General features: G+C 71.1%; 19 protein-coding genes. 11 read left to right on the top strand and 8 right to left on the bottom strand.

The window, feature by feature from the left end:
- Nucleotides 1-136 precede the first annotated feature (136 nt).
- The 5 genes from OIC96_RS38420 (at nt 137) to OIC96_RS38400 (ending at nt 6,637) form a co-directional block, all read left to right on the top strand.
- Nucleotides 137-1,282, top strand: a complete 1,146-nt coding sequence (locus tag OIC96_RS38420) for a VOC family protein (protein WP_330303406.1) — start codon at nt 137-139, stop codon at nt 1,280-1,282.
- On the top strand, nt 1,279-2,217 hold the full coding sequence (locus OIC96_RS38415; protein WP_330303407.1) for a fumarylacetoacetate hydrolase family protein: 939 nt from the start codon (nt 1,279-1,281) through the stop codon (nt 2,215-2,217). Before OIC96_RS38420 ends, OIC96_RS38415 begins: the two co-directional genes overlap by 4 nt.
- A complete protein-coding gene (gene mhpA, locus OIC96_RS38410) occupies nt 2,214-3,836 on the top strand; it encodes a bifunctional 3-(3-hydroxy-phenyl)propionate/3-hydroxycinnamic acid hydroxylase MhpA (RefSeq protein WP_330303408.1) in 1,623 nt (540 codons plus the stop codon). The genes OIC96_RS38415 and mhpA overlap by 4 nt, the downstream gene beginning before the upstream one ends.
- A 16-nt stretch (nt 3,837-3,852) precedes the next feature.
- Nucleotides 3,853-5,871 carry an acetoacetate--CoA ligase gene (locus OIC96_RS38405; RefSeq protein ID WP_330303409.1) on the top strand — a complete coding sequence of 673 codons (2,019 nt, stop codon included), beginning with the start codon at nt 3,853-3,855 and terminating at the stop codon, nt 5,869-5,871.
- A 148-nt stretch (nt 5,872-6,019) separates the two neighbouring features.
- Nucleotides 6,020-6,637 carry a malonic semialdehyde reductase gene (locus OIC96_RS38400; RefSeq protein ID WP_406501436.1) on the top strand — a complete coding sequence of 206 codons (618 nt, stop codon included), beginning with the start codon at nt 6,020-6,022 and terminating at the stop codon, nt 6,635-6,637.
- Nucleotides 6,638-6,848: 211 nt separating this feature from the next.
- Here the strand turns inward: OIC96_RS38400 and OIC96_RS38395 are convergent, their stop codons facing one another.
- Nucleotides 6,849-7,004: a hypothetical protein gene (locus OIC96_RS38395; protein WP_330303411.1), complete on the bottom strand. Its 156-nt coding sequence runs from the start codon at nt 7,002-7,004 to the stop codon at nt 6,849-6,851.
- 326 nt (nt 7,005-7,330) lie between these two features.
- Here OIC96_RS38395 and OIC96_RS38390 point away from each other — a divergent pair, with 326 nt between their 5' ends.
- The 3 genes from OIC96_RS38390 to OIC96_RS38380 all read left to right on the top strand — a co-directional run bounded on the left by OIC96_RS38390 (nt 7,331) and on the right by OIC96_RS38380 (nt 8,969).
- On the top strand, nt 7,331-7,648 hold the full coding sequence (locus tag OIC96_RS38390) for a hypothetical protein (protein ID WP_330303412.1): 318 nt from the start codon (nt 7,331-7,333) through the stop codon (nt 7,646-7,648).
- 158 nt (nt 7,649-7,806) lie between these two features.
- Nucleotides 7,807-8,229 (top strand): SsgA family sporulation/cell division regulator, encoded by a 423-nt coding sequence (locus OIC96_RS38385; protein ID WP_330303413.1) that lies wholly within the window; start codon nt 7,807-7,809, stop codon nt 8,227-8,229.
- A 32-nt stretch (nt 8,230-8,261) separates the two neighbouring features.
- Nucleotides 8,262-8,969 carry a hypothetical protein gene (locus OIC96_RS38380; RefSeq protein ID WP_330303414.1) on the top strand — a complete coding sequence of 236 codons (708 nt, stop codon included), beginning with the start codon at nt 8,262-8,264 and terminating at the stop codon, nt 8,967-8,969.
- A 71-nt stretch (nt 8,970-9,040) separates the two neighbouring features.
- On the opposite strand, the gene OIC96_RS38375 is transcribed toward OIC96_RS38380, so the two are convergent.
- The 3 genes from OIC96_RS38375 to OIC96_RS38365 all read right to left on the bottom strand — a co-directional run bounded on the left by OIC96_RS38375 (nt 9,041) and on the right by OIC96_RS38365 (nt 12,578).
- Nucleotides 9,041-9,454 (bottom strand): SRPBCC family protein, encoded by a 414-nt coding sequence (locus OIC96_RS38375; protein ID WP_330303415.1) that lies wholly within the window; start codon nt 9,452-9,454, stop codon nt 9,041-9,043.
- Nucleotides 9,455-9,924: 470 nt separating this feature from the next.
- Nucleotides 9,925-11,280 (bottom strand): HEXXH motif domain-containing protein, encoded by a 1,356-nt coding sequence (locus OIC96_RS38370; RefSeq protein ID WP_330303416.1) that lies wholly within the window; start codon nt 11,278-11,280, stop codon nt 9,925-9,927.
- Nucleotides 11,277-12,578 carry an FxsB family cyclophane-forming radical SAM/SPASM peptide maturase gene (locus tag OIC96_RS38365; RefSeq protein ID WP_330303417.1) on the bottom strand — a complete coding sequence of 434 codons (1,302 nt, stop codon included), beginning with the start codon at nt 12,576-12,578 and terminating at the stop codon, nt 11,277-11,279. Before OIC96_RS38365 ends, OIC96_RS38370 begins: the two co-directional genes overlap by 4 nt.
- Before the next feature lie 293 nt (nt 12,579-12,871).
- Here OIC96_RS38365 and fxsA point away from each other — a divergent pair, with 293 nt between their 5' ends.
- The 3 genes from fxsA to OIC96_RS38350 all read left to right on the top strand — a co-directional run bounded on the left by fxsA (nt 12,872) and on the right by OIC96_RS38350 (nt 18,033).
- Nucleotides 12,872-13,090, top strand: coding sequence for an FxSxx-COOH cyclophane-containing RiPP peptide (gene fxsA / locus OIC96_RS38360; RefSeq protein ID WP_330303418.1), 219 nt, complete (start codon nt 12,872-12,874; stop codon nt 13,088-13,090).
- Between the two features lie 148 nt (nt 13,091-13,238).
- Nucleotides 13,239-16,922, top strand: coding sequence for an FxSxx-COOH system tetratricopeptide repeat protein (fxsT, locus tag OIC96_RS38355; protein ID WP_330303419.1), 3,684 nt, complete (start codon nt 13,239-13,241; stop codon nt 16,920-16,922).
- Between the two features lie 94 nt (nt 16,923-17,016).
- Nucleotides 17,017-18,033 (top strand): hypothetical protein, encoded by a 1,017-nt coding sequence (locus OIC96_RS38350; protein WP_330303420.1) that lies wholly within the window; start codon nt 17,017-17,019, stop codon nt 18,031-18,033.
- On the opposite strand, the gene OIC96_RS38345 is transcribed toward OIC96_RS38350, so the two are convergent.
- The 4 genes from OIC96_RS38345 to OIC96_RS38330 all read right to left on the bottom strand — a co-directional run bounded on the left by OIC96_RS38345 (nt 18,011) and on the right by OIC96_RS38330 (nt 23,725).
- Entirely contained in the window at nt 18,011-20,332 is a 2,322-nt protein-coding gene (locus tag OIC96_RS38345; protein ID WP_330303421.1) for a hypothetical protein, read from the bottom strand. The genes OIC96_RS38350 and OIC96_RS38345 overlap by 23 nt on opposite strands.
- A 75-nt stretch (nt 20,333-20,407) precedes the next feature.
- The gene (locus OIC96_RS38340; protein ID WP_330303422.1) at nt 20,408-21,538 is read right to left on the bottom strand and encodes a hypothetical protein; all 1,131 of its coding nucleotides are present in this window, start codon (nt 21,536-21,538) and stop codon (nt 20,408-20,410) included.
- The gene (locus tag OIC96_RS38335; RefSeq protein WP_330303423.1) at nt 21,535-22,425 is read right to left on the bottom strand and encodes a hypothetical protein; all 891 of its coding nucleotides are present in this window, start codon (nt 22,423-22,425) and stop codon (nt 21,535-21,537) included. Before OIC96_RS38335 ends, OIC96_RS38340 begins: the two co-directional genes overlap by 4 nt.
- Before the next feature lie 73 nt (nt 22,426-22,498).
- Nucleotides 22,499-23,725, bottom strand: a complete 1,227-nt coding sequence (locus OIC96_RS38330) for a hypothetical protein (RefSeq protein ID WP_330303424.1) — start codon at nt 23,723-23,725, stop codon at nt 22,499-22,501.
- Nucleotides 23,726-24,061: the final 336 nt, after the last annotated feature.

Genomic DNA, 24,061 nt, shown 5'->3' with positions numbered 1-24,061 from the left:
CGGCGAGTGTAACAACCGTCGCGATGAGTCTGCCATTACTGATGAGATCATCAATTATTTGGGTCCACCCTATTGACGATGGGTAACGGCAAAGTTGATGATTTCCTCATTACAGCAGTGTTGCTTGGAGGACACCATGTCCCACACCCCCGTTAACAGGGCCGCTCCCCAGACGCCCCACCAAGACCTCCACAGTGAGGAGGGCGCGCTGCGCGGAGAGCACCCCGGACGGTCCCGGAATCCCGTGATCAAGGTGGCGGATCTGGCCTGGCTTGAGTTCGAGAAGCCGGATCTGGACCGGGCCGAGGTCTTCGCCCGTGACTTCGGCTTCGCGGTCGCCGCCCGCACCGAGGGCGAGCTGTGGCTGCGCGGCACCTTCGCGGGCTCGCCCTGCATGGTGATCCGGCGTGGGCGTACGTCCCGGTTCATCGGGCCGGCGTTCCGCGCGGCCGAGCGGGCCGACCTGGACCGGCTGGCCCGCGCCACCGGCAGTACCGTCCGGGACATCGGTGTACCGGGCGGTGGGCAGTCGGTCGCCCTGCTCGATCCCTCGGGCCTGCCGGTCCGGGTCGTGCACTGCGCCGAGCAGCTGCCCGCGCTGGCCGAGCAGGAGCCACTGATCCTCAACTTCGGTACAGATCACCGTCGTACGAACGCCACCCAGCGCCCGCCCCGTGAGCCCTCCCGTATCCAGCGGCTGGGCCATGTGGTGCTGGAAACCCGGGTGTTCGCCCGCGCCCTGGACTGGTACCTGGACACCCTCGGGATGATCGTGTCCGACTTCCTGTTCCTGGACGGGCAGCGCGGGCGCGGGCCGACGATGACGTTCATCCGGTGCGACCAGGGGAGCGTGGCTGTCGATCACCACACGCTGGCCCTGCACCTGGGGCCCGGAACCGGCTACGTCCACTCGGCCTACCAGGTCACCGACCTCGACGCGATCGCCGCCGGTGGGGAGTACCTGGCCGAGCGCGGCTACAAGCGCAGCTGGGGCATCGGCCGGCACATCCAGGGCAGCCAACTGTTCGACTACTGGCGCGACCCCGACCACTTCATGCTGGAGCACTTCGCCGACGGCGACCTCTTCTCCTGCGACCTGGAGCCCGGCTGGGCACCGATGTCGGCGAGCGGCCTGGCCCAGTGGGGTCCGCCGGTCACCCGCGACTTCCTGGGCGCCAACCCGTCCCCCGCCAAGTTGCGCGAGGTCATGACGGCCCTGCGTGGCGACAACGAACTCGACCCCGCACGCTTGCTGGGCCTGATGAAAGCGATGAGCTCATGAGCACCAACGTTCTGCGTACTACCGACGGCTGGTGGGTCGTCCGGGACGAACGCGCCGTCCGCATCGAGACCAAGGCGGTCACCACCGCCGAACTGCTCGCCGACCGGGACGCGGTCCGCGAAGCCGCCGCCTCCGACGAGCCGGGGACACCTGTCGCCGACCTGGTGGCGCTGCCTCCGGTCACCACCCCGTGCCGGGTGGTCGCCCAGATGGTCAACTACCGCAGCCACGCCAAGGATTCGGGCTTCACCGGCGACATCCCGCCCACCTTCTTCCGCAAGGCGTCCGGCTCGGTCAGCGGCCCCCACGACACGATCATCCGCCCCGCACACGTGAAGTTCCTCGACTACGAGGTGGAACTCGGCCTCGTCATGGGCGCGACCCTGCCCGTGGGCACCGTCGTCGAGGAGCAGGACCTGCCGCGCTACGTCGCCGGCCTTGTCCTGACCAACGACGTCAGCGCCCGCGACGTCCAGCTGACCAAGACCCAGTTCTACGAGAGCAAGTCCTATCCGACCTTCACACCGACGGGCCCGTACCTGGCTCTGCTGGAGCCCGAGGACTTCACCCACCTGCTGAACCTGCGGCTGCAGCTGTCGGTCAACGGCGTGTCACGCCAGGACCGCACGCTGGCCGACATGATCGTGCGGCCCGCACAGGCGCTCACCCTGCTCGCCCGCTTCCAGACCCTCGCCCCAGGCGACCTGCTGCTGACCGGCACTCCCGGCGGAACGGCCCTGAAGGCCCCGCCCAAGGCGGCCGAGAAGATCGCTGCGCTGCTGCCGCCCGCACTGAAGTGGAAGGCGTTCTTCAAGGGCCAGGCCAAGAACCCCAAGTACCTGCGCAACGGTGACCTCGTCACCGCAACGATCGCCACCCCGGACGGGCGGATCGACCTCGGCGAGCAGCGGAACCCCATTGCGGACGCGTCATGAAAGCCGCATCCCTGAGACCGGTGGTGATCATCGGTGCGGGACCCGTCGGGGTCATGGCCGCCCTGCTGCTCGCCCGGCACGGAGTGCGCAGCTTGGTCCTCGAACGTCACGGGGACATCTACCCACTGCCGCGCGCCGTCGTCGTGGACGACGAGATCCGCCGGATCCTGCAGAGCGCCGGTGTCCACGAGGAGTTCGCCTCCCTCGCCCGCCCGGCGCCCGGACTGCGGCTGCTGGACGCCGGGCGTCGCGTGATCGCCGAATTCCCGCGGTCCATGCACGGACACCACGGCTTCCCGCAGACCAGCATGTTCGACCAGCCCGATCTGGAACGCCTGCTGCGTGACGCCCTGGCGCGCCGCCCGGAGTGCGAGCTGTGGAGCGGAGTGGAGGTCGTGTCCGTCACCCAGTCCGTCGCCCGGGACACCGACGGACCGAACGATCCGACGGGTCCGGTCCGGGTCACCCTTCGTCGTGACGGCAGCGACGAGGACGAGCACCTGTGGGCCGATGCCGTCCTCGGCTGCGACGGTGCGGGCAGTCTCACCCGTGACGCCATCGGCGCCGTGTGGGAGGACCTGCACTTCGAGGAGAGCTGGCGGGTCATCGACGTGCGCACCAGCCGCCCTGTGCGCACCTGGGAAGGCGCCGAGCAGATCTGCTCTCCCACCCGGCCGGCCACCTTCATGCGTGTCAGCGAGGACCGCTACCGCTGGGAGTTCCGGCTGGCCGACGATCAACACCTGGACGGCCCGGACGGATGGGAGCGCCTGCGCGAGCTGGTCGCCCCCTGGGTGGACCTGCCGCCCGACGCCTCGCAGGGCGACGACTTCGAGGTGGTGCGGCAGGCGCAGTACACCTTCCGGGCCCGTCTCGCCGACCGGTGGCGCAGGGGGCGTGTCTTCCTGCTGGGCGACGCCGCCCACCTCACCCCGCCCTTCGTCGGGCAGGGTCTGTGCGCTGGCCTGCGCGACGCCAACAACCTCACCTGGAAACTCGCCCGCGTCCTCCAACAGGGCGCACCCGAGGGGCTGTTGGACACCTACGAACGCGAGCGCAAGCCGCACGCCCGCCATGTGATCCGGATCGCGGTCGCCGTCGGCTGGGCCATGACCGGCGGCCAGGACCGCGGTGCGGCGTTCCGCCGGGCCGTTGTGGGCACGGCCTGCCGCATCCCCGGTGTGACCGCGGCGGTGAGCCGTGACCTCAGTCCCGCCCTGACCGCCGGTCCACTCGTACGGCGCCGCCCCAGGCTGACCGGCCGTGTGCTGGCCGGCACCTTCGGCCCGCAGCCCTGGGTACGGCATGACGGCAGGCGAGTGCGCCTCGATGACGTCCTCGGGGACTCCTTCGCCATCCTGACCGCTGTGCCACCCACGGCGCAGATGACGGCTGTGGCCACGGCACTCGGCGCCCCTACCATCCGCGTCGACGACCTGGGCGACGACGGCACCCTGGCCGGCTGGCTGGCACGCGGCCGTGCCGACGCCGTCCTGCTGCGCCCCGACCGCGTCGTGATGGACACCGTCCCGGCCGGCACCGGCGACTTCACGGACACCGTCGCCTGGGCCCCCCTGCTGCACACGGCCCGCCGAACCGCCGACGCCCGGCCCGCCTGACGAGGAGCACCACACCATGACCACCCCGCACCCTGAGCCGTATACGGAACCTTTCTTCACTCCCGACCCGAAGTCGGCCGCCCGTAGCCGCATCGCGGACTTCGCCCGATGGGCGGCCCGGCACCGGGACGCCGAAGGGATCCAGGAGCCCACGGACTACCGAGCCCTGTACCAGTGGTCCGTCACCGACCTCGAAGGGTTCTGGGCCGCGGTGTGGGAGTACTTCGGCATCGACGCGACGACTGAGTACGAGCGGGTGCTGGCCGAGGAGACCATGCCCGGCGCCCGCTGGTTCCCCGGCGCCACGCTCAACTACGTCCATCACGCGCTGCGCAACCTGCAGCCCGATGCTCCCGCGATCACCGCCCTGGACGAAACCGGGGCCGGCTATGAGATCACGGGCCGGGAACTGCGCGGCCGGGTCGCCTCCGTCGCTGCCAGCCTGCGCGACCTGGGCGTCGGACAGGGCGACCGGGTGGTGGGCTATCTGCCCAACACCCCCCATGCCGTCATCGCCTTCCTCGCCACCGCAAGCCTGGGCGCGGTGTGGTCGGTGTGCGGCCAGGACTACGCACCCAAGGCCGCCGCCGACCGCTTCGCCCAGCTCGAACCCACGGTGCTCATCACCGCTGACGGCTACCTCTTCAACGGCGCCACCCACGACCGCCGCGCCGCCTCGCTCGAACTCGCCGCCGCCCTGCCGACGGTGAAGGCCACGGTGCTTGTGGACCACGTGGGCCTTGCGTGGCCCGAGGGCGGGGAGTCGGGGCTGACGGTTCCCTGGGAGGACGCGGTCAGCCGTGTCGAGTACCTCACCATCGCCCCAGTGCCGTTCGACCACCCCCTGTGGGTCGTCTTCTCCTCCGGCACCACCGGACTGCCCAAGGGCATCGTCCACGGGCACGGCGGGGTCCTGCTCGAACACCTCAAAACCCTCGGTCTGCACACCGATCTGGGCACCGGGGACCGCCTGCTGTGGTACACCACCACCCACTGGATGATGTGGAACCTGGTCGTCTCCACCCTGCTGACGGGTGCCACCACCTGCACCTACGACGGCAGCCCGGTACCGCAGGCGCGTCCGGATGTCCTGTGGGAGCTGGCGGCACGCCACAGGGTCACCGTCTTCGGCACCAGTCCTCAGTACCTGCTGACCATGGCCAAGCTGGGCATCGAACCCTCCGTGCACGACCTGTCGGCCATCCGCGTCGTCGGCTGCACCGGCTCCGCGCTGCCCGCCTCCGCCTACCCCTGGGTCCGCGACCACGTGGGCGCCGACGTCCAGTTGGCCTCCACCAGCGGCGGCACGGACATCGTCTCCGGCTTCGCCGGCAGCGCCTCCACGACCCCCGTCTGGGCGGGGGAGCTGTCCGCCCCCAGCCTCGGCGTGGCCCTGGCCGCCTACGACGCGACGGGCACCCCTGTCCTCGACCAGGTCGGCGAACTGGTCGTCACCCGGCCCATGCCGTCCATGCCGCTGTACTTCTGGAACGACCCCGACGGCAGCCGCTACCGCGACGCCTACTTCGGCGCCTACCCCGGTGTGTGGCGGCACGGCGACTGGATCACACTCACCTCGCACGGCTCGGTGATCGTCCACGGCCGCTCCGACGCCACCCTCAACCGCAACGGCGTGCGCCTGGGCAGTGCCGACATCCACGACGTCGTCGAACGCCTCCCCGAGATCACCGAGGCTCTCGTCATCGGTGCGGAGGAACCCGACGGTGGCTACTGGATGCCGCTCTTCGTGGTCCTCGCCGACGGGGTCGCCCTGGACGACTCCTTGCGCGTCCGGATCCGCGACGCGATCCGCACCGGCGCCTCACCCCGCCACGTCCCCGACGAGATCCTCGCCGTAGGGGCCCTGCCGCACACGAAGACCGGCAAGAAGCTCGAGGTTCCCGTCAAGCGCCTGCTCCAGGGTGCCCCTGCCGAGCAGGTCCTGAACCCCGAGACGGTCGACAATCCCGACCTGATCGCCTACTTCGCCCTCCTGGGCGCGGAGCGGAACAAGCGGTCAGCACACGACACATGACGTCGGCCAGGGGACCACAGGCGCACGTGACAGCACCGGGTCCTTGTGCCCTGCCCGGCTCCGTAAACCCCGTCCCCACGGGGTGGTGCCGGGGCGGTCAACCCGCCCCGGCACCACACACCACCGAAGTAAGAGAGAAATGATGAGCATGACCGACCGCGAACCGCAGGCCCTCGATGTCCTCGACGACGCCGGACGAAAGGTGCTGTTCACCGAGGCCCGCACCGCGAACACCTTCGCCGAGGTGGCCGTTGCCGACGACGAACTGACCATGATCTGGGAACTCGCCCGCTGGTCGCCGAGCGCCGCCAACGGCCAGCCTCTGCGCGTGCTCTTCGTGCGGACCCGAGAGGGCAAGGAGCGACTCGTCCGGCATCTCGACGAGGGCAACAGGGCCAAGACGCTCAGTGCGCCGGCCGTGGCGGTCCTGGCGTACGACCTCGACTTCCACGAGCAGATGCCGACCGTCTTCCCGGCCCGTGGGGACTTGCTGCGAGCGGCGTTCGCCGACCAGATCGACGCGCGCGAGAGCATCGCGGCCTACAACTCGGCACTGCAAACCGGGGTCTTCCTGCTCGCGGTCCGTGCGGCGGGATTCGCGGCCGGTCCCATGGCGGGCTTCGACAAGGCCGGCGTGGACGAGGAGTTCTTCGCCGGTGCCGGCTGGCGCTCGCATCTGGTGGTCAACATCGGTCACCCCGGTGCCGACCCGTGGTTCCCGCGGCTGCCCCGCGTGCCCGTCGAGCACGCCCTCGCCTGGGCCTGACGGCACTGCAGCCGCCTGGTCGCACGGGATCCGAAGTCCGATCAGCCCGAGAGTGGTCGGGGTAGAAGTGAGAGGTGCCATGCCGTGGGCGCCGGTGCTCTCCTGAGTACCGGCGCTCATTTTTTCTCCCCTGCCCGGGGTGGCTGTGATGAACTTTCTGGAAGCGACCGTCCTCCTAGCGGCCATCAACGAGTGGCTGCAGCCCGGGTGATCATGAGGTGCCGCGTGTCATGCGGAGAGTGAGCGCCTGGAGGGGCAGTTCGATGAGGGCGTAGGCGAGGAGCGCATCTTTTCCTGCCGTCACGTCCGCGAACGCGGCAGCGGACCAGACGGCACCGGAGTTGGTGATCTGGCTCCACGCACGCACGCCTCGACTGGTGCAGAGATACCTCGAGGTCGTGGGGCTTCGCGTGAGTCGAGGCCGTCTCTTACCTGGGGCCCCGATCAACACCCCTAGGCCGACGGAACTTCACAGTCGCATTTCCATACGCTGTATGGTTTACTCGAAGAGTAGTTCCGTACGACGTATGGAACCTTGGGGCCTAGCTGCGGAAGCGGCTTCTCTCGCGCTCGGTGACGCAGTGCAGAGCCGACCGGGCCCGCACGGAGCGGCCAACAGCGCCCCACGAACTGCACCAGCAACAGGAGCACCCGTTGCACTGGCGGATTGCTCTGGCTCGAAGGAGAAAACCCGTGAGTAACCTGACAAAGCACATGTGTATCGCTATCACCTCCATGGTGGTGGCGGGCGGAGCCGTAGTCGGTGCCGGGGGTACCGCGTCGGCTGCGGTGTCCGAGCATGTCCAGCACCCGGCTGTCGGTGTCGCGGCCGACAACCACCGCTCGGGCGGCGGCGATGAGCACAACTGGGACCGGAGCGACGACCGCCGGTCGGGCCGCGATCACGACTGCTGCCGGGACAGTGACCACGCATACCGCTCGGACCGCGACCACGACTACCGCCGGGACCGTGGTGACGGCCACCGCCCGGACCAGGGCAGCGGCCTCTGACACGAACATGGCTCTTGCCAGACAACCGAGGTTGCCTGCATCCCTGCGATGCCCCCGGCGACAGCGCGAGATGTAGCTCCCGCGAGCGCTCTCGTGCCGTCCGCCACCGGTCCCGCCGCAACCATCCCCATATGGCTCGAGGCGCCAGGAGCGAACCCATGAAGTCAATGAGAACCGTGATGCGGGGTCTACCTGTACAGCTTGTCGTCTCGCAGGAAATGTCCCTGCCCATACGTATGAGGCTGCGGTACGAGCTCAGTGATCCTTATGCCGTTCGTGTCGCGTTCACCGTGGACGAAAGCGATGAGGCGGTGGAATGGATCATTGGACGCGATCTGCTGATCGACGGCCTGAAGGGCCCCGTCGGCGAGGGAGACGTTCAGATCTGGCCGGCTGGCGAGCGCGACTGTGGTGCTGTGTACATCGTCCTCAAGCCGCCCAGTGGTGTGGCCTTGCTCGAAGTTCCGACGCAGGACATCAAAAGGTTCCTGCGGGAGACAGAGACACTCGTACCCAGCGGATCCGAGTCCGAGCACATCGACTCGGACGCGCTGCTGAGGCACCTCCTCGGCGACGTTTAGCGTGGCCATCCTGAGGCTGGCACACTGAATGTGTGTCCCCGTTGATGACCGTTGCTGTTCAGAATGCGTCCTCATCGATTACCGGCGCCGCCGTCGTGTCGGCCTGCGCATTGGTCTTCACGGTCTCCTCATTCTGGTGGATCAATGCCAGACAAGGGCGCCTGAAGACATGGGAGCCGCACTCCTTTGCAGCGATTTTCAACTACTCTCTGGTTCGCCTGCGGCTTCCGCTCGTCCTTCACAACACCGGCGCCAAACCGATAGTTGTGCAGGATCTCAGGCTCACCTTCCCTGATGAGCCCGCCTCTCATCTACCGCTCTTGTGGATGTCTTCGCCGCCTCGTCTCCAACCCGGACCGGACGAGGAACTGAAGTTGCCGGCCGGATTCGTTGTGGCCGGCAGAGAAGCTCAACAACTTTTCATCGAGTTCGAGGCACCGTTTCCCGGGCTCCTTCCGGAGGCCCGTGACTACAAGGTCCAAATTCAAGTGAGGGTTGGCCACCGCAAGGGGTGGCGCCCGCTTCTGACGTTCACGTTGAGGACCACCAACATCATTGATCCCGACCGGTACGCCGTCTGCAACAACGCACCTCTTGAACTGACGAAGGAGGATCAGCAAAAGGCAGACGCTGCGCTCTTGGAGCTCTTGGACAAGCAGGAGAAGGACGCTTCCGCTCAGGGTGGGACCAAGCAGCGAGACTCTTCGAGCGACGATGGCAACGCCGGTACCGACCTGTAGGCCGGGAAGATGGTCATGAGATCGCTCTCGAGCCGCCGACGCCGACGGATCGTCCCCGTGCTGAAGCGGTGTCAGCGTTCAGCGTCTTCCACCGCCTGCTTAATGCCGCGCAATGCCTTGTCGAGGCCGTGGCCGATCTGCTCGCCTTCCGTGTGCTCGGTATGCAGCTCCACGGTGAGGCGGCAGGTATCGGCGGTCTCACCTGGGCTCACGTGCAGCTGCCCGTGATAGTCGTGCGGCCCCGGCGCACCCCACTCCAGGCTCTTGCCGTCCTCGACCACTGTCACCCACGCCTCACTGGTCACGTCCTGTTCCGGCGCATCAACGGGTTCGATGTGGGCGGTGACGGTGACCTTGTCGCCGTCGTGAGGGCGCGCTGCCCTGAGCCGCGGCATGTAGGAATGCAGATGCTGCACATCGGACAGGTAGGCGAAGAGCCGGTCCGAGGGCACGTGCACGGTAATGCTCTCACTGTAGTCACCCATAGTTCGAACGGGTCCCCCGAGCGCTCTGTGACGAAACGGAACAGAGCATCGACCGCCCGGTTCGCGCAGAGACCATTCACCGCGGCCCGGTGCACCGAACGCAGAAACCGGAGGCTGGCGAGCGGCTCGGTTGCGGCCATGGAGGCAGCCTTACGGGTGGAATTCGCTCCTGTGCATGAGCCGTCCGCGTCAGGCGGTCGCCGGGAGACGAACCACCTCTACGGCGCCAAAGAGATTCTTGGCCCGGCCCACTCGGACTTCGACTTGGTGGGTTGAGGCAGGGGGCGAAGGCGCACCAGATGACGTAGGCCACGGGAGCGCGGGCTGCCGGGTTGTCCACCACGGATTTCGCTGGGCCGCAGAAGCGGCGAACCGACTTATGTGTCATTGCCGTGGCAGGTCCCGCCGTTGGCTGGCAGCGTTCGACAAGCCCGAAGTACTGCTCAGCAGTCCGGGGCGGCTGGTCGTCGTCACACGGACAGTGCCGGCGCCCTACCGTTGCGGTCGTGCCAGGCCGCGCGGTGCGCCCGTGCCTCGGCCTCGGCCCGGCGCAGGGCCGGGTCCGGCACCGGCAGCCGGCACAGGGTGTCGAGGGTGTCGAGCATCCGCCCGGCGAACCGCTGCCCGAGCGGGGTGAGCCGGCCGGAGTCCAGGAGCACGAGGGTCGCCTCCCGGGTGGCCGAGCGCCAGCGGGCGAACCGGAGGTGCGCGGCGGCCCGCAGGGCGGCGTCCGGCTCCGTCTCGCGGCGCCGGTTCCAGAACTGGGCCACCCCCAGATGCGCGTACGCCCCGTGGAAGAGCCCCAGCAGCGGGCGCGGGTCACTGCGCCAGGGCGCGTAGTACAGCTCCTGGCCGCCCGCCTCGAACAGGTCGAAGAGGTGCAGCAGGGCCGCGAACTTGTTGTGCTGCATCTCGTGCGCCATCGTCACCGCGAACACGGTCCCGGTCGGGGGCAGCGACATGGCGACGCAGCCGAAGGTCTCCGCACTGCTTCCGCTGACGCTGCCCCGGGCGGTGCCGGTCAGCGGCACCAGGAGCCGTGGGCCGGCGGCCAGCTCCGCGTAGGTCTCCGGGTGGTCGGCGCGCAGCAGCCGGCAAGCGTCCCGCGCGACCGACGCCCAGCGGCGCACCTCGTCGGCGCCGAGGTCTCCGGGGCGCCCCTCCGCGTGCGGGAAGCACGACGGGTCCAGGGGGTCGAGCAGCAGCGGGGCGTCGGTGTCCAGGGCGGTCAGCAGGTGGGCGCCCCGCCAGCGTCCCGTGCTCTGGTACGGATCCCTGGGCACCGTGACCGGGCCGGGGGCGAGGGCCGATCCGGGTACGGCGATCCGGGTACGGCCGTCGTCACCGACTCGCACCTCGACGCGCTCGCCGGGGCGGGCGCCGGGGAAGTGGGCCCGGCCGAGCGAGGGCAGCGCCACCCAGGGGCCCGCCGCCGGCCAGCTCACGCGCATGGGCAGCCCGGCGCGGACGGCCGCCGCGGCGGCGAGCGTGGTGAGCCAGTGGACCGGCGGCTGCGCACCCTCGCGCCGTTGGGTCAGACGCGCGAGCAGGCCGAACAGTGCGGGACCGGCCGACGGATGGGTCAGGACGGCGGCCGCGGCGTCGGGTGCCGCGTTCCGGGCGGCGACGAGCAGCTCCCACGCCTGCTCGGCCTCCTGGGCCACGGCGCCCCCGGTGTCACGGGCGGCGGCCGTCACCGCGTACACGCAGGCGAGGCGTCGGCTGTGCTCGGCGCGGGCGAGCAGCCGCAGGGCCCCGGCGCCGCCGCATCCGGCGGCGACCTCGTCGAACAGCACGCCCGGCATGCGGTGCGGCAACGGCGTCATGCCACCTCCGACGACAACGAGGACGAGGACGAAGACGAGAGCGAGGGCGAGGGCGTGGCCGCCGGCCGCGCGGACGGCGACATGGCCAGGCGTGTCACATCCTCGGCCAGGCGTCCGCGTACGCGTCCGATCAGTGCCGCCAGGTCGGCGCAGTACACGCTCGGGTTGGCGAACCCCGTGTCGTGGCGGTACCGGTTCGCGTAGTGGCCGCCCCCGCACACCCGGTGCAGCGGGCAGGCGCGGCACTCGGCGCACAGTCCGTCGGCGCCCCACTGGCGGGCCGCGACGCCGGGATGGCGCAGCAGCGCGTCGAAGGAGTGGCGCTCCACGTCGAGCCCGGTGCGCGCGGCCCCGGCGTACGCGGTGCGCAGACTGTCGTCCTGGGCCAGCGAGCCGTCGGTCTCCACCACCGCGTAGCGCACCGGGGACAGTCCGAGGGCCTCCGTGCGCGGTTCGGCGCCCAGCAGAAGGGCCATCAGGTCGTCGAGGAGGCGTACGCCGGTCTCGCGCACGGCCGCCCCGTACCAGCGCTCGAAGACGGCCCACAGCCAGTCCGCGTACGGAGTGCGCCGCCCTCCGGGGTCGAGGCCGGGCGGCGGCGTGCGCCAATTGCCCAGCGGCAGAAGGAAGTCGACGGTGGGCGGGCGGTGGGAGAGCAGCTCTTCATAGGTGCGTACGGGGTCGTTGCGCAGGTCGATCGTGCACAGCAGCGCGGCGAACAGCGGCCGGTAGGGCTCACTCGCCAGCAGCCGCAGGGCCGCCTCCACCCGGGCATGGCTGCCGCGCCCGTCGGCGCCCCGGCGGTGCCGGTCGTGGGCGGCGCGTCCGCCGTCGGTGCTCACCCCGATCCGGATGCCCAGTTCGCCGCAGAGGTCGAGCCGTTGCTCGGTCAGGCGTACACCGTTGGTCTGCAGGGACAGACGCAGCCGTACGCCGTCGCCGACAGCCGCGCGCAGGGTCGAGACCGTACGGGCGAGCGCGGCGTCGCCGGCGAGCAGGGGTTCGCCGCCGTGCAGGACGACGCCTGCCTCGTACAGCCCGTGCGCGGACAGGTGTTCGGCGATCCGCTGGGCCGTGCGCTCGACGGTGGCGGGGGCCATGGTCCGCGGCTGTGTGCGCCAGCTCTGGTCGTGCGAGCGGTACATGTAGCAGTAGTCGCAGGCCAGGTCGCAGCGGCTGTGCACCTTGAGGACGAAGGAGTGGATCGGGTACGGGACCCAGCCGGCCGTCTCCCGTGCCACCACGTCGGCAGCCCTCGGCCAGGGCGGCTCCGCATGGCGCAGTGGCGGTCGACTCATCCGCTTCCCCCCGAAGATGTGCGCCGCCGTCCCCGTCGTATGTCCCCGTCGTACTTCAGGACCTGGCGCACTCTGTTTGACCAGTATTCGTTCGGGGTGCGGCGAGCGTCAACATCACGAATGAGCCAACGGGTTCCGTATTGCGGGCAGTTGACGAAGCACGGGGTGCACGACCGCTGCCGCGCGGGCGGGGGGTGGCGTTACGCTGAAGTGGACATCGGTCACTCGCTCCGCGTCCACGCGGGGCGGGCCGCAGCCGCACAGCGGTCCACGAACATCCTGGAGTGGACACCATGGCAGTTGCCGAGGGAGCCACCCCCGCCGAGCCGGGTAAGGGCGAGGGCCGGGGTCCGGGGTCCGACGCCCAGTCCGTCGTCCTGGACATCGCCGGACTGGCACTCGAAGACGTCGCCGCCCTGCCGGACTCCGTGCTCGGCGCGCTGCTGCGCCGGGTGCACGACAGCTGCGCGGCGGGCGACCCGTTCGTCACCGGGCACACCGAGAGCGCGTGAGCGAAGTGGGCGGGGTGCGGGCGACCCGCGGATCTGACGCAGACCGGGTTGCGCACAGCCGGGGGTGGGGTGGCGAGCCCTATACTGACACCCTCGCATGTCCGTTATGTCCACCTTCCCTTGCTGTGCCGCGCCGAGCGGAGAGGTCATGCCAGACGCCAACCCCCTTGACCGCGCAGGTTCGTTCACCATCTTCTTCACCACGTCGGAGAACCTCGGGCTGAGCACCACGCTGCGCAACGCGGCGGACATCCTCGCCGAGGGCAACCGCAGTGTGCTGCTCGTGGACGGCCGCTCCGGCGATCCGGCGGACGGCCTGCCGGTACCCGACCCGGTGGCCGGGCTGGTTTCCACCGCGAGACTCACCACCCCGGCGGCGCTGACCGCGCTCGCCGGCGACCCCGTCGCGGCCCGCTACGACCACGTCCTCGTCGAGGCTCCGGTGCCGGACGCTCCCGACGCCGTGGAACCTGCCCGGCTGGTGGGGTTCGCCGACGCAATCGTCATCTGCTTCGCGTTGACCGCCTGGTCCATCGACGGTGCCGCCGCCCTCGCCGAGGACCTGTCCGGCACGCAGGCCGACCGGCCCGTCCGGGTGCTCACCCTCGGGCTCAAGAGCGACGTCGGGGTCCACGACCGGCTGCGGGACGCGCGGGAACGGGTGCGCCGCAAGTTCGGACCGCTCGCCCAGGCCCGCGACGAGCGCGAGTTCCCCTTTCTGGAGATCCCGTACAACCCCCTCTACCTGGACAGCCGCAGCCTCGCCGTCGAGACCGAGGGCGTCGGCACCGTCACCGGTCTGCGTCCCTACTACGAGCGGCTCGCCGACTGGCTTCGGGTAAGCCGCCCGGCCCGGTTCACCCACGTCACCGTCGTCCACTCCGCACGGCACGCCCTCTGGGCGGCCTGGCTGCAGGACCGGCTCGGCGAACGGGGCGTCCGGACCGTACTGCGCAGGGACGACACCTACGCCGGTGAGCGCCCCGCGGCCGGTGCGGCCCTGCTCTTCCTCTCGCCGGGTGACGCGGACGACACCCTGCTCGCACAGATCGGCGCCCTCTCCCACACCGATGTGCGGATCGTCCTGGTCGACGAGCCGTTCCCGCACACCGCGGCGGCCCACCACGAGCGGATCGACCTGCGCGACACCACCGAGGACGAGGCGCTGCGGCTGCTCTGCACCACCCTCGGCCTCGACCCGGCGGGGCCCCGCGAGGGCGCGCGCGGCGCACGCTTCCCGCGGCTGCCCGAGACCACCAACGTCGCCCCGCGCAACGGCGATTTCATCGACCGTGACGCCCTGCTGGCGACGCTCGACGAGCAACTGCGGGGAGCCGGCCGCGAAGGCGGCTGCCTGGTGCTGCACGGCCCCAGCGGCTGGGGCAAGAGCGAGACCGCCCGGGAGCTGTGCCACCGCTACGGCGCCCGGTACGACGTGGTGTGGTGGGTGCGCGCCTGGGAGACGCTGCGGGTGCAGCGCGGTCTGGCCCGGCTCGCCGGCCGCCTCGGCACCGCGGAGGACCAGCTCGGTGTCGTCGCGCCCGACGGCGGCGTCTCGCGGCTGCTGACCCGCCTGTCGCGCCCCGACTCCGATTCGGGGAACTGGCTGATCGTCTACGACGGTGTGGTGGACCCCGCCGAGCTGCACGGTCTGCTGCCCGTTCCGCATGAGCGCGGCCATGTACTGATCACCAGCCGCGTCGCGCCGCCCGAGCGGCAGCCGGACGCCCGCCCACCGCATATGACGGCCACCGCCATCGGACCCATGAGGCCCGCCGAGTGCCGCGCCCTGCTGTGCGAACGGCTCCCGGAGATCACCGAGGACCAGGCCCAACAGGTGGGCAGCGTGGTGGACTCCGTCCCGCTCGCCCTGCATCTGGCCGCCCACTGCCTCGCCGAGCGGGCCGACGCCCACCGGCGCGACGATCACATGGGGCCGGACGCGGCGGCCCGCGCGGCCGTCGCGGACCTCCTCGCCGAGTACCGCACGTGCAAGACCGAACTCCTCGGTGAGACCGGCTCCGTACCGCCCGTCGCCGTCATGGTGCGGGTGGCCCAGAACGTCGCGGGGGCCACCCCGGGCGCCGCCGCCTGGCGCGCCGAGAGCCCCGCGCACGACGCCCTGGGCTGGCTGCTGGGCGCCGCCTCCCTGCTCACCGGACGCGGCACGGGCCTGGAGCTGCTGCGCTCGCGCCGCATCCTGTCCGAGCTGGCCCGCGACGACTCGGCCGAACCCGAGGCCGCCGAGGGCACCCTTCGCCACCGGCACCCCGACGACGTACAGCTGCCCGACGAGCACATGGTGAGCGTCGCCCTGTGGGCTCTGGCCCAAGTGGGGCTGCTCGACGTCGACTTCGACCGCAAGGAGCAGCCCCTCGTACAGCATCACGCGCTGCGCGACCTGATCCGCGACGGCATGGACCCCGCCAAGCGGGAGCACGTCGAGTCGGTGCTGCGCAGTGTGCTCGCCGAGTACGTACCGCAGGAGGACCAGGACCTGCCCGCCGACTGGGCGCGCGAGGTGTACTCGCTGCGGCTGTGGGAGGACTCCCGGCCCCGGGTGCGCCGCTCGATGCTGCGCCATCTCAACGCGCTCAGCCAGCGCGGCGAGAGCGCCGACCTCGCCCGCCTCCTCGACATCTCGGGGAAGGCCCGCGAGGCATGGCAGGCCGACGGCGACGAGCAGACGCCCGAGTACCTGCGGCTGCTCAACCTCACCGCCCGCGCCCACCGCCTGGGCGGCGACAACGAATGCTCCCGCGAGCTGTCCCAGGAGGCGCTGCGCGGTCACCGCAGGCTGCTCGGCCTGACCCACCCGCGCACCCTGCTGTCGGCCGACTCGCATGCCGCGACCCTGCGGGCCCTCGGCCGGTTCGAGGACGCCCTGATCCAGATCAGGCCCGCCATGGAGGGGCTCACGCTGCTGCTCGGCTCGAAGCATCCCGCCACGGTCCAGGTCGAGCACAACCTCGCCCTCACCGAGGCGCTCACGGGACGTGTCTCCGTCGCCCTGGGCCGTCTCCAGGCACGCTTCCGCTACCGGCAGGCCGTCGGCGGCAAGGAGGACCCGATCGCCTGGCGCTCGGCCGATCTGCTCGCCTACCTGTACCGGATGAGCGGGCGCGACGGCGAGGCACGGGACCTGCTGCGCCAGCGGCTGCGCCGGTACGGCGACACCTGGGACGGGGGGCGCCTGAAGACGGAGGTCGGCCTGGCCGTCAGCGAGCGCCGCCTCGCCGACGGCTTCCCCGCCGTCAAGGACCCCCGCTACGGCTTCGAGATGGCCCACGAACGCGACCTGCGGGCCTTGAAGCTGTACGTCAGCCGCTTCGGCGCCGACCGCTTCGACACGCTGCGCTGCCAGTTCAGCTACGCCGCCGATCTGCACGCCCTCGGCAAGGTGGAGGAGGCCGAACAGCAGGCGCGCCAGTGCGGGGACGCGCTGGCGGCCCGGTTCGGTGTGGGGCACCCCTACACGGGGCTCAGCCAGGTCCGGCACGCGGTGTATCTGCGGTCGATGGGCGAGGTGCAGCGCGCGGAGGACGAGGGCCGCGCCGCCGTGCACCTGCTGTCCCACAAGGTCGGCCAGTCCCACCCGTGGGTGGCCGTCGCGGAGAACTCCCTCGCCGCCACCCTGGCCGCGGCCGACCGCACCGACGAGGCCGCCCAACTCGCCCGCAGCGCCCTGAACCGGCTGCGCGACCTCGGCGTCGCACACCGCCCCGACGGTCGGCGGGTGCGGGCCCACCACGCACGGCTGACCGGATCCGACACATCCCGCCCGGTGCCTCCGTCGGGCTTCGACATCGACCTGGAGCTGCCCGGGCTGTAAGAAGAAGACGGACACACGGACACGAGGAAGGCACCGGCACGGGACGCCGGCCCGCACGGGCGTCCCCGCAGTCCCCAGCGAAAGGCGAGCGCACGTGGCAGCCCCGGCACCGCACCGCACGGAGATCCTGAGGGAGTATCACTGGTCGGCCGAACGCCACGGCTGGATCACGGAGTTGTGCGAGGAGGCGGCCGTCGCGGCCCCCGAGATCCGGTCGTTGTCCCACTACAGCAACGGCATCCTCGACTTCGTGGTCTGCCGCGCCGAGCGGGCCCCCCTCAGCAGTCTGGTCACCGAGGCCGACGACGACCTGCACGACGAGTCGCTGCCCGGCAGCCGGCTGCTGCTGTGCGCCCAGGACCTCGGCGCGGTGCTGCGGCCGCTGGGCACCGGAGAGCTGATGCGCACCGTCGTCGCCAACGGGCGCGGTGGCCTGTGGGGCGGGCGGGTCAAGCCCGGCGAGTACCTGGCGGCGCTCGCTGACGGCCCCGACCGCGTCCCCGCCATGGACGACGCCATGAACGGCCTGGTCACCCGGATCCGTACCGAAGTGCACAGGCTGCCCGACGAGTTGCCCGGGGGCGACCCGGAGGTGAAGCCCCGGCTCGTCTCCGCGGACACCGAGAACGCGGCGCTGCGCGTCGACTTCGGCACGGCCGCCGCGCCCGTCCCGGCCTACGAGCAGCGGCTGCGCTCGCTGTGGCACCACCATGTGAACACCAGCGACCTTCAGTACGCGGGCTACTACCGCGACTGGACGCTGGTGTGCGTCGGCGACGTCTTCGACGCGCCCGAACTCGGTCCGCGCTTCATGGATGTGAGCGTGCGCAGTCGGCGCACCTCCTATCGGGACCTCTCGCGGGGCCTGCGCGGCCACGTGGTCCGCCTCACCGACGCGCTGCATCTCGTGGCGCCGGCCCCGGCCGGTCTGGCGCCCATCGACCGGCTCGTCCTCGATGTGCAGGAGGGCGCGGTCTACGTCGTCTGGCTCTCGCCGCGCGAGTTCGTCGTCGGTGTCACCCTCGACCAGACGCAGGTCGCCCGCGCCGAGGCCCGGTTGCACGGGCTCGCGCACGCGCTGGGCGAGATCACGGCACAGTCGCCGCGCTGAGCGTGCCCCACACCTCCTCGGCGAGCACCTCCACCGTGCGGGCCGCCGTCAACGGGTGCGCCTGGCCGGCGCTGCCCAGCAGATGCACCGGCAGCACCTCGACCGCGGTCTCGTACTCCCGGCAGATCCGGCGCAGTTCGCTCAGCTGGTCGTCGGTCGGCACACCCCGCAGCGCGGTGCGGTGCCAGGCCGCGACGGATCCCCGGAAATCCTCCGTCAGCGCCCGTACCAGCGTGGCGCAGCCCAGCGCGCCGAGCTCCGCGGGCGTCGCGGCGCTGCGTCGCGTCATGGTCCGCCCGGCCACCCGCCGGGTGACCGTGTCGAGGACCGCCAGCGCCTCCCGGAACCGGCGTCGCACCGGTCCCGGCAGATCGGCGGCGGCCTGCTCCGGCTCGGACGGGGACTCGGGCACCGGCCCGGTGAGCTGCGGCGTGGAGGGCTCGGTGCGCCGCGGCACCGCACCCGGGCGCGCTTCCAGCGTCAACGTGTCCATCGCCTGGCGCAGTTCGGTGAGCTGGGCGGTCTGCCGCTCCAGGTCGCGGCGCATCCGCTCGCCCAGCTGGACCAGGTCCTCCTCGCGCCGTACCTCCTCCAGCCGCCTGCCGAGCTGCCGCAGCGCCTCGTCGACGCTCTGCGCGAACGGCCCCTGCCGGTACACCAGCGGCCGGGAGCCGATCGAGCGCGCCAGGCGGTCCTGCATGGGCTGTGACACATGGCCGTTGACCACGAGCAGCGCCTCGAACCGTGCCGGATGCACCGCGTTGCGCAGTCCGTGCACATGGGCGGCGATCCGTTCCGCGTCGCCTGCGAGGAGGACGGAGCGGGTGAGGATCACCGCGAGATAGGTGTTGGGGGCGGGGGCGAGCCAGTACAGCACCTCCTCGTCGGTGTCCGGCGGGGAGGACACCCGGGCCGGAACCGGGTCGCTGGAGGCGATGCGCCACTGCCCCAGGTCGAGGGCCTTGTGCACGTCCGCCGTGACCTCCCGCTTCGAGACCTTCTCGTGGAGGAAGCTCACCGCCTCCAGTACGGCCGCGGCGGTCACCTCCCGTACGGCGCCGTCGCGGTCCTCGCTGAGCTGCCAGGCCTGGCGGCAGGTCCTGAGCACCTCGCGGGGTACGCCCTCGGTCAGCTCGTACAGCAGCCGCAGCGCGTCCGGGCCGAACGGTCCGGAGGACCGGCGCGGCCGCGGAACGCTCCGGTCGGGGCCCGCCCCGACGTAGGCGGCGACCAGTTCCCCGGTGAGGCGCTCGCTGAAGCCGGTCGGCCACAGCTGCACCACTCGTTCGTGCACGCTCGCCCGCAGCGCCTGGAGTCCGTCCGGCGAGACGCAGAACACCAGGAGACCGCCGCGGCTCGCATAGATGTTGACGAGGCGTTCGAAGGCGTCCACGAAGGTGCGCCGGTTCTCCTCGGGCCAGTCCAGAACCTTCTCCAGGGAGTCCATCAGCAGCACATACGGGCTACCCACCCGGCCGTGCAGGAATCCCTGTACCGCGAGCGCGTCGAAGACGCGGTCTATGCCGGCCGCGGCGTACTGCTGTCCGCCGGCCCCGCCCGACGGCCCGATGGCCTCGGTGATGCCGCGCTCGCGCAGTGGCTCGGCGGGCTCCTCGCCGTTCAGCCACTTCCACACCATCCTGGTGAACGGCGGCTCCTGGAGCAGCGCCAGCGCGGTGGCGAAGCGGCGGTGCTCGGTGACCTCGCCCAGTGTGCCGCGCAGGTCCGCGTGGATCACCTCCGGGTCGTAGCGCAGCGCCGACACCACTTTGTCCGGGTCGAGGCTGCGGTCGCGCAGTCCCGCGGCGATCTCGTCGAGTGTGCCCAGGCGCGGATCGCTGCCCTGTTCGCCGACGCGGTTGGCGGTCACGTACGCGTAGTAGTCCCGGACCAGTTCCTCGAAGGCGCGGCGTCCGCGGGAGGTGTCGCCGGGGCCGCGCAGCCGGTCCCGGTACATCCGGCCCATGTCCTGGGCCGGTTCGTCCACGATCCACATCGCGGGGCCGTCCGGGCGCGCGCCGAGCGCGGCGTACACCTCGCGCAGGGCGTGGCTCTTGCCCAGCCCGAAGTCGCCGACCAGGGCGATCGTCCTCCCGCGCCGGCCACCGACGGGACGTTCGGTGAGGTAGTCGTCGACGAGTTGGGAGAGCTCTTCGAGGGTCGGCGTGCCGACGGTCGCGTTTCCGGAGTCCGCCGCTTCGACCGGCGCGGCCCCGAGGTCGGCCGAGGGGCCGAGGCGCACGACTGGGATCAGCGGGAAGGGGTTGTCGTGCCAGATGTCTCCACTGACTGAGGCCACGATGGCACTCCTCGTGTTTCCGATGACGTCGATGCGAGGGGCGGGCGGGTGCGGGTGCGGGGGTGCGGGGCCGGGTCAGGAGCCCGTGGACGGGCCGGGCGGATGGGGCAGCGCGGTGGGGCCGGGTGTGGTGCGCCGCAGGGTCGCCAGGTCCGGACCGGACCGTCCCGACGTGTGCCGGGTGAGCTCGTCGGCGGTGATCCGCACGGGTCTTCCCGCGTGTCGTTGTCCTTCGGCCACCGCGTGGAAGACGCGCCGCAACTCCCGTACGTCGGCGGGCTGCCACTGTTCGTGGGCCCGGAGCAGCTCGTCCCTGAGGCCCTGCGCGGTCCGAGGGGGTGCGCTGTCCGGGTCGGGATGGCCCGAGCGGGCGCTCTGGCTGAATTTCAAGGTGTCCTCCGGCCTGAGGCTGCCGAGTGCGAGGTGGGTGACCGCGGCGCTGGGCAGCAGCTCCGCGACCACCTCGTTCGCCGTCTCGGTCGTTCCATGGCTGACTTCGACGAGAAGTACGATCCGGCTCTGTGCATGACTCAAGCAGGTCTTGAGGAATCTGGTCCGCACACCCACGTCCTTCCAGTCGATGTGGGGAACCACGGCGAACAGCAGTGCGTCGTGCTGGGCCAGCAGGGCGCTGATCGCGTTGAACGCCTTCAGCGGGGATTCCTGGGACAGCGCCGGATCGAGTCCGGCGCCGGCCAATTGCGTGCGCAGTGTGGCGACGACCTTGTCGCGGATGGTGGCGTTGATGGTCGGGGTCGACGCGAAGTCGCCGTTCTCGTCGATGCTGATGGCGCGGCCGTCGTTGCCGTACCCGGCGGTCATCGCGACGATGTGCCGCGGCGGACGGCGGGTGCCGGGCGGCGCGGTGCGGACCAGCTCGTTCAGCCGCGCGATGTACTGTCCGGCCCGGTAGATGCACTGGTGGATGAGGGTGGTCTTGCCCATGCCGACCGGCCCGGTCACCACCACCAGGCGCCCTTGGTCCACGCCGGGCGTGACCAGGTCCGCGAGTCTGAGCAGGCACTGCTCGAAGAGGTCCAGCTGCTCCCGCGCGTGGTCGACGTCCACCCACTGGCCGGCGTGGCTCTCGTCCTCCCACGGCACCAGCGGGTGGTCGTCCCTCGGCGGGACGGCGAAGCCCGGCAGGCTCTGTCTGCTGCCCGGTACGTACACCCCGTACGGGTTGTCCTGGATCGGCGCGTTCATGCGGACGCTCCCGGGGTCGCGGGAGCGGGGCGTGCCCGCAAAGTACGCCATCTCCAGTACAGCGCACGGCCGTTGAGGTCCGACACGGTGCGCAGCTGCCGCTCCACGGACTGCCGTACGCCCTGTGCCTCCTGGGCGCGAGCGCCCTGGCCGAGGAACGCGCCGTCGCGGGCGCTCGGGAGCGGACAGGCCAGCGGCAGCTCAACGGCCAGTCGCCGGGCGGTGTCGCGCCGTGCGCCGGGTCCGGGCACCTGGAGGAGGGGACCGATCAGCGCGTCACGCGCGGCGAGCACCACCGTGTGGTCGGCGTCGGGCCGGCGCTCGTAGTTCGCCAGGTACTCCCCCGCCGCTGTCCGGAACGCCGCCGCGCCGGAGCCCAACTGCTGGGTGAGCCGCCGTCGTTCCGCCGACACGCGCTCCGAGAACTGTCCGCCGAGGGTGAGCAGGGCGCCGGCCCCGAGCAGGGGCAGCGACTTCAGGAACGTCACGAACCAGCCGTCCTCCGCGGTGCCGCCGGCCGCCGCGCCCGGGGTGTCGGATTCGGCCGCCATCAGCGCGGAGCACGCCCGTCCGAAGTCGTCCTGGCTCCGCTCGGCCCACTTCTCCAGCGTCATGCGTCCACCGGCCGCGGTGGGTACGACCGTGTCCTGGGCCGTCGCGCCGGCCTTCAGCAGACCGAGGCGTACGGCGGCCGTGACGAGGTCGCCGCGGTGCGCGGTGTCGAGGCAGTACACGAGTTGGGCGTCGCGCTCCCCGGATGCCCCGGGCGCCGCGAACGCCGGGGTGGGGGTGACGCCCCACCACATGAGTACCCCGAACAGCACGAGTGCCCCGACGGCGACCGCCGTGCGCGTCGCCCGTAAGTCGTGCCCCATCCCCTGCCCCATGCGGACTCTCCCCGTCCGGCGACTGCCGTGCGCCGGTTCCCTCGACTGGCTCCCCTGCCGGTACGGACAGCGGTTACGCCGGGGACCGGCCGTTCGCCAACGGCTCCGGCACCGGCGGCTTTTCGCATGGGGAGGGACGCTCGTCGTCCGCGTCGAGTTCCCGGTGGCCGCGCCTTCGCCGCAGGCTCGGTGGATGTGCCAGCAGTACGTGTGACGTGCCGTACAGCAGGTTGACGGTGACCACGGCGGGGCCGACGGTGGCGACCGTGCCCGGGAAGTCACGCTCAAGGGTGAGCGCGATGAGGACGGCCGTGATGCCGTTCTGCTGACTGAGCCCGAGCGCGATCCAGTCCCGCCGCTCAAGACCCCGTACGAACAGGGGCATGACCCCCAGCGCCACCACCGCCTGCGCTCCGAACGCGGCCACGCCCAGTACGAACCCCGTCAGCAGCGACACGCCTTGGGCGAGGAACAGTCCGAGGGCAAGGAACGCGGCCAGGAACGCGCCGCCGACCGCGCGGTCGAGCACCTTGCCGAACGCCGCCGTACGCACCACGAGTCCGGCCACGGCCACCGCGAGCATCAGCATGTTCCCCGCGGCGAGCACCAGCATCGCCACGACCAGCAGCCCCGCCGAAGCCGCCCCGGCACTCCGGGCGCGCGGCGAGGCGGACACCGTGGCCGCCACCCTCCGGCCGGCCCACCACAGGAGCAACACCCCTGCCAGCAGTGCGGCGTTCAGGGCGAGCCCGGTCGCGTAACCGCGCGCGCCGCCGCCCGCGACCGCCGGTGTGCCCTCGTACCCCGCCTTCGTATAGGCGTAGCTCGCGACATACAGCGTCAGCAGTACCGTCATCGGGTCGTCGAACGACGCCCACGCCGTCAGCAGTGAGCGGGCGCGCGGCGACATGCGTCCACTTCTGGAGAGGGCGGCGACGGACAGCGGGTCGATCTGGGCGACCGCGATACCGAGCACCAGGTATTCGGGCCGCCGGAACGACAGCACCATCACACCTGCGATCAGGGCTGCTTTGAGGACGACGCCGAGCGTCACGGCCGCCACCACGCCGGGCACGTCGGAGCGCACGGCTTCGAGGTCGATCGAGTACGTGCTGCCGTACAGGCCGACGGCGAGCAGGAGGCCCGCGCCGAAGAGATAACCGCTGGTGCCGACCAGCGCGGACGGATCCACCGCCAGCCCGGCCAGCAGGCCGAGACCCAGCAGTCCGACCCCGCCGATCACGATGCCGGGAACCGACACCGGCAGCATCCAGGCACGGGCGCGTTCGGATGTCGCCACCGCCACTTCCCCCCTCGGTCCGCTTCTGCCGGGTCTGTTCGGGTTCGCCGCCTCCTGGCACGCAAGCTCGCCCCGCGGCCGTCCGCGGCCGTGGGGCAGATGAATCGTAGGGGTCCCGAGTGCCGCGCGTAAGCCGAACACCGGCCTGCTGTACGGCGGTTGACCGTCGACCCATATGAATATCCGAAGTGGAGCGCCAAGGCCGCGTCGCACGGCCCCCACTTCACGATGCCCGTTCCCGGGCACCGCCGAACGCGAGGCTCGCAGGGCGTCTTGTGCTGTGTTACGTGGAGGTGTGGGGCAGATCTCGTCAGGATGACGTACCTCCACGTCAGA

Source organism: Streptomyces sp. NBC_00775 (assembly GCF_036347135.1).
Classification (GTDB): Bacteria; Actinomycetota; Actinomycetes; order Streptomycetales; family Streptomycetaceae; genus Streptomyces; species Streptomyces lutosisoli.
This window is presented reverse-complemented; position numbering and strand designations above follow the sequence as displayed.

What these genes read in the sequence shown, in the direction of transcription:
- OIC96_RS38400 (WP_406501436.1), top strand. Translation starts at nt 6,020, where the DNA reads ATGACCGACCGCGAACCGCAGGCCCTCGATGTCCTCGACGACGCCGGA.
- OIC96_RS38415 (WP_330303407.1), top strand. Translation starts at nt 1,279, where the DNA reads ATGAGCACCAACGTTCTGCGTACTACCGACGGCTGGTGGGTCGTCCGG.
- mhpA (WP_330303408.1), top strand. Translation starts at nt 2,214, where the DNA reads ATGAAAGCCGCATCCCTGAGACCGGTGGTGATCATCGGTGCGGGACCC.
- OIC96_RS38370 (WP_330303416.1), bottom strand. Translation starts at nt 11,280, where the DNA reads ATGACGCCGTTGCCGCACCGCATGCCGGGCGTGCTGTTCGACGAGGTC.
- OIC96_RS38405 (WP_330303409.1), top strand. Translation starts at nt 3,853, where the DNA reads ATGACCACCCCGCACCCTGAGCCGTATACGGAACCTTTCTTCACTCCC.
- OIC96_RS38365 (WP_330303417.1), bottom strand. Translation starts at nt 12,578, where the DNA reads ATGAGTCGACCGCCACTGCGCCATGCGGAGCCGCCCTGGCCGAGGGCT.
- OIC96_RS38385 (WP_330303413.1), top strand. Translation starts at nt 7,807, where the DNA reads ATGAAGTCAATGAGAACCGTGATGCGGGGTCTACCTGTACAGCTTGTC.
- OIC96_RS38335 (WP_330303423.1), bottom strand. Translation starts at nt 22,425, where the DNA reads ATGGGGCAGGGGATGGGGCACGACTTACGGGCGACGCGCACGGCGGTC.
- fxsA (WP_330303418.1), top strand. Translation starts at nt 12,872, where the DNA reads ATGGCAGTTGCCGAGGGAGCCACCCCCGCCGAGCCGGGTAAGGGCGAG.
- OIC96_RS38420 (WP_330303406.1), top strand. Translation starts at nt 137, where the DNA reads ATGTCCCACACCCCCGTTAACAGGGCCGCTCCCCAGACGCCCCACCAA.
- fxsT (WP_330303419.1), top strand. Translation starts at nt 13,239, where the DNA reads ATGCCAGACGCCAACCCCCTTGACCGCGCAGGTTCGTTCACCATCTTC.
- OIC96_RS38340 (WP_330303422.1), bottom strand. Translation starts at nt 21,538, where the DNA reads ATGAACGCGCCGATCCAGGACAACCCGTACGGGGTGTACGTACCGGGC.
- OIC96_RS38375 (WP_330303415.1), bottom strand. Translation starts at nt 9,454, where the DNA reads ATGGGTGACTACAGTGAGAGCATTACCGTGCACGTGCCCTCGGACCGG.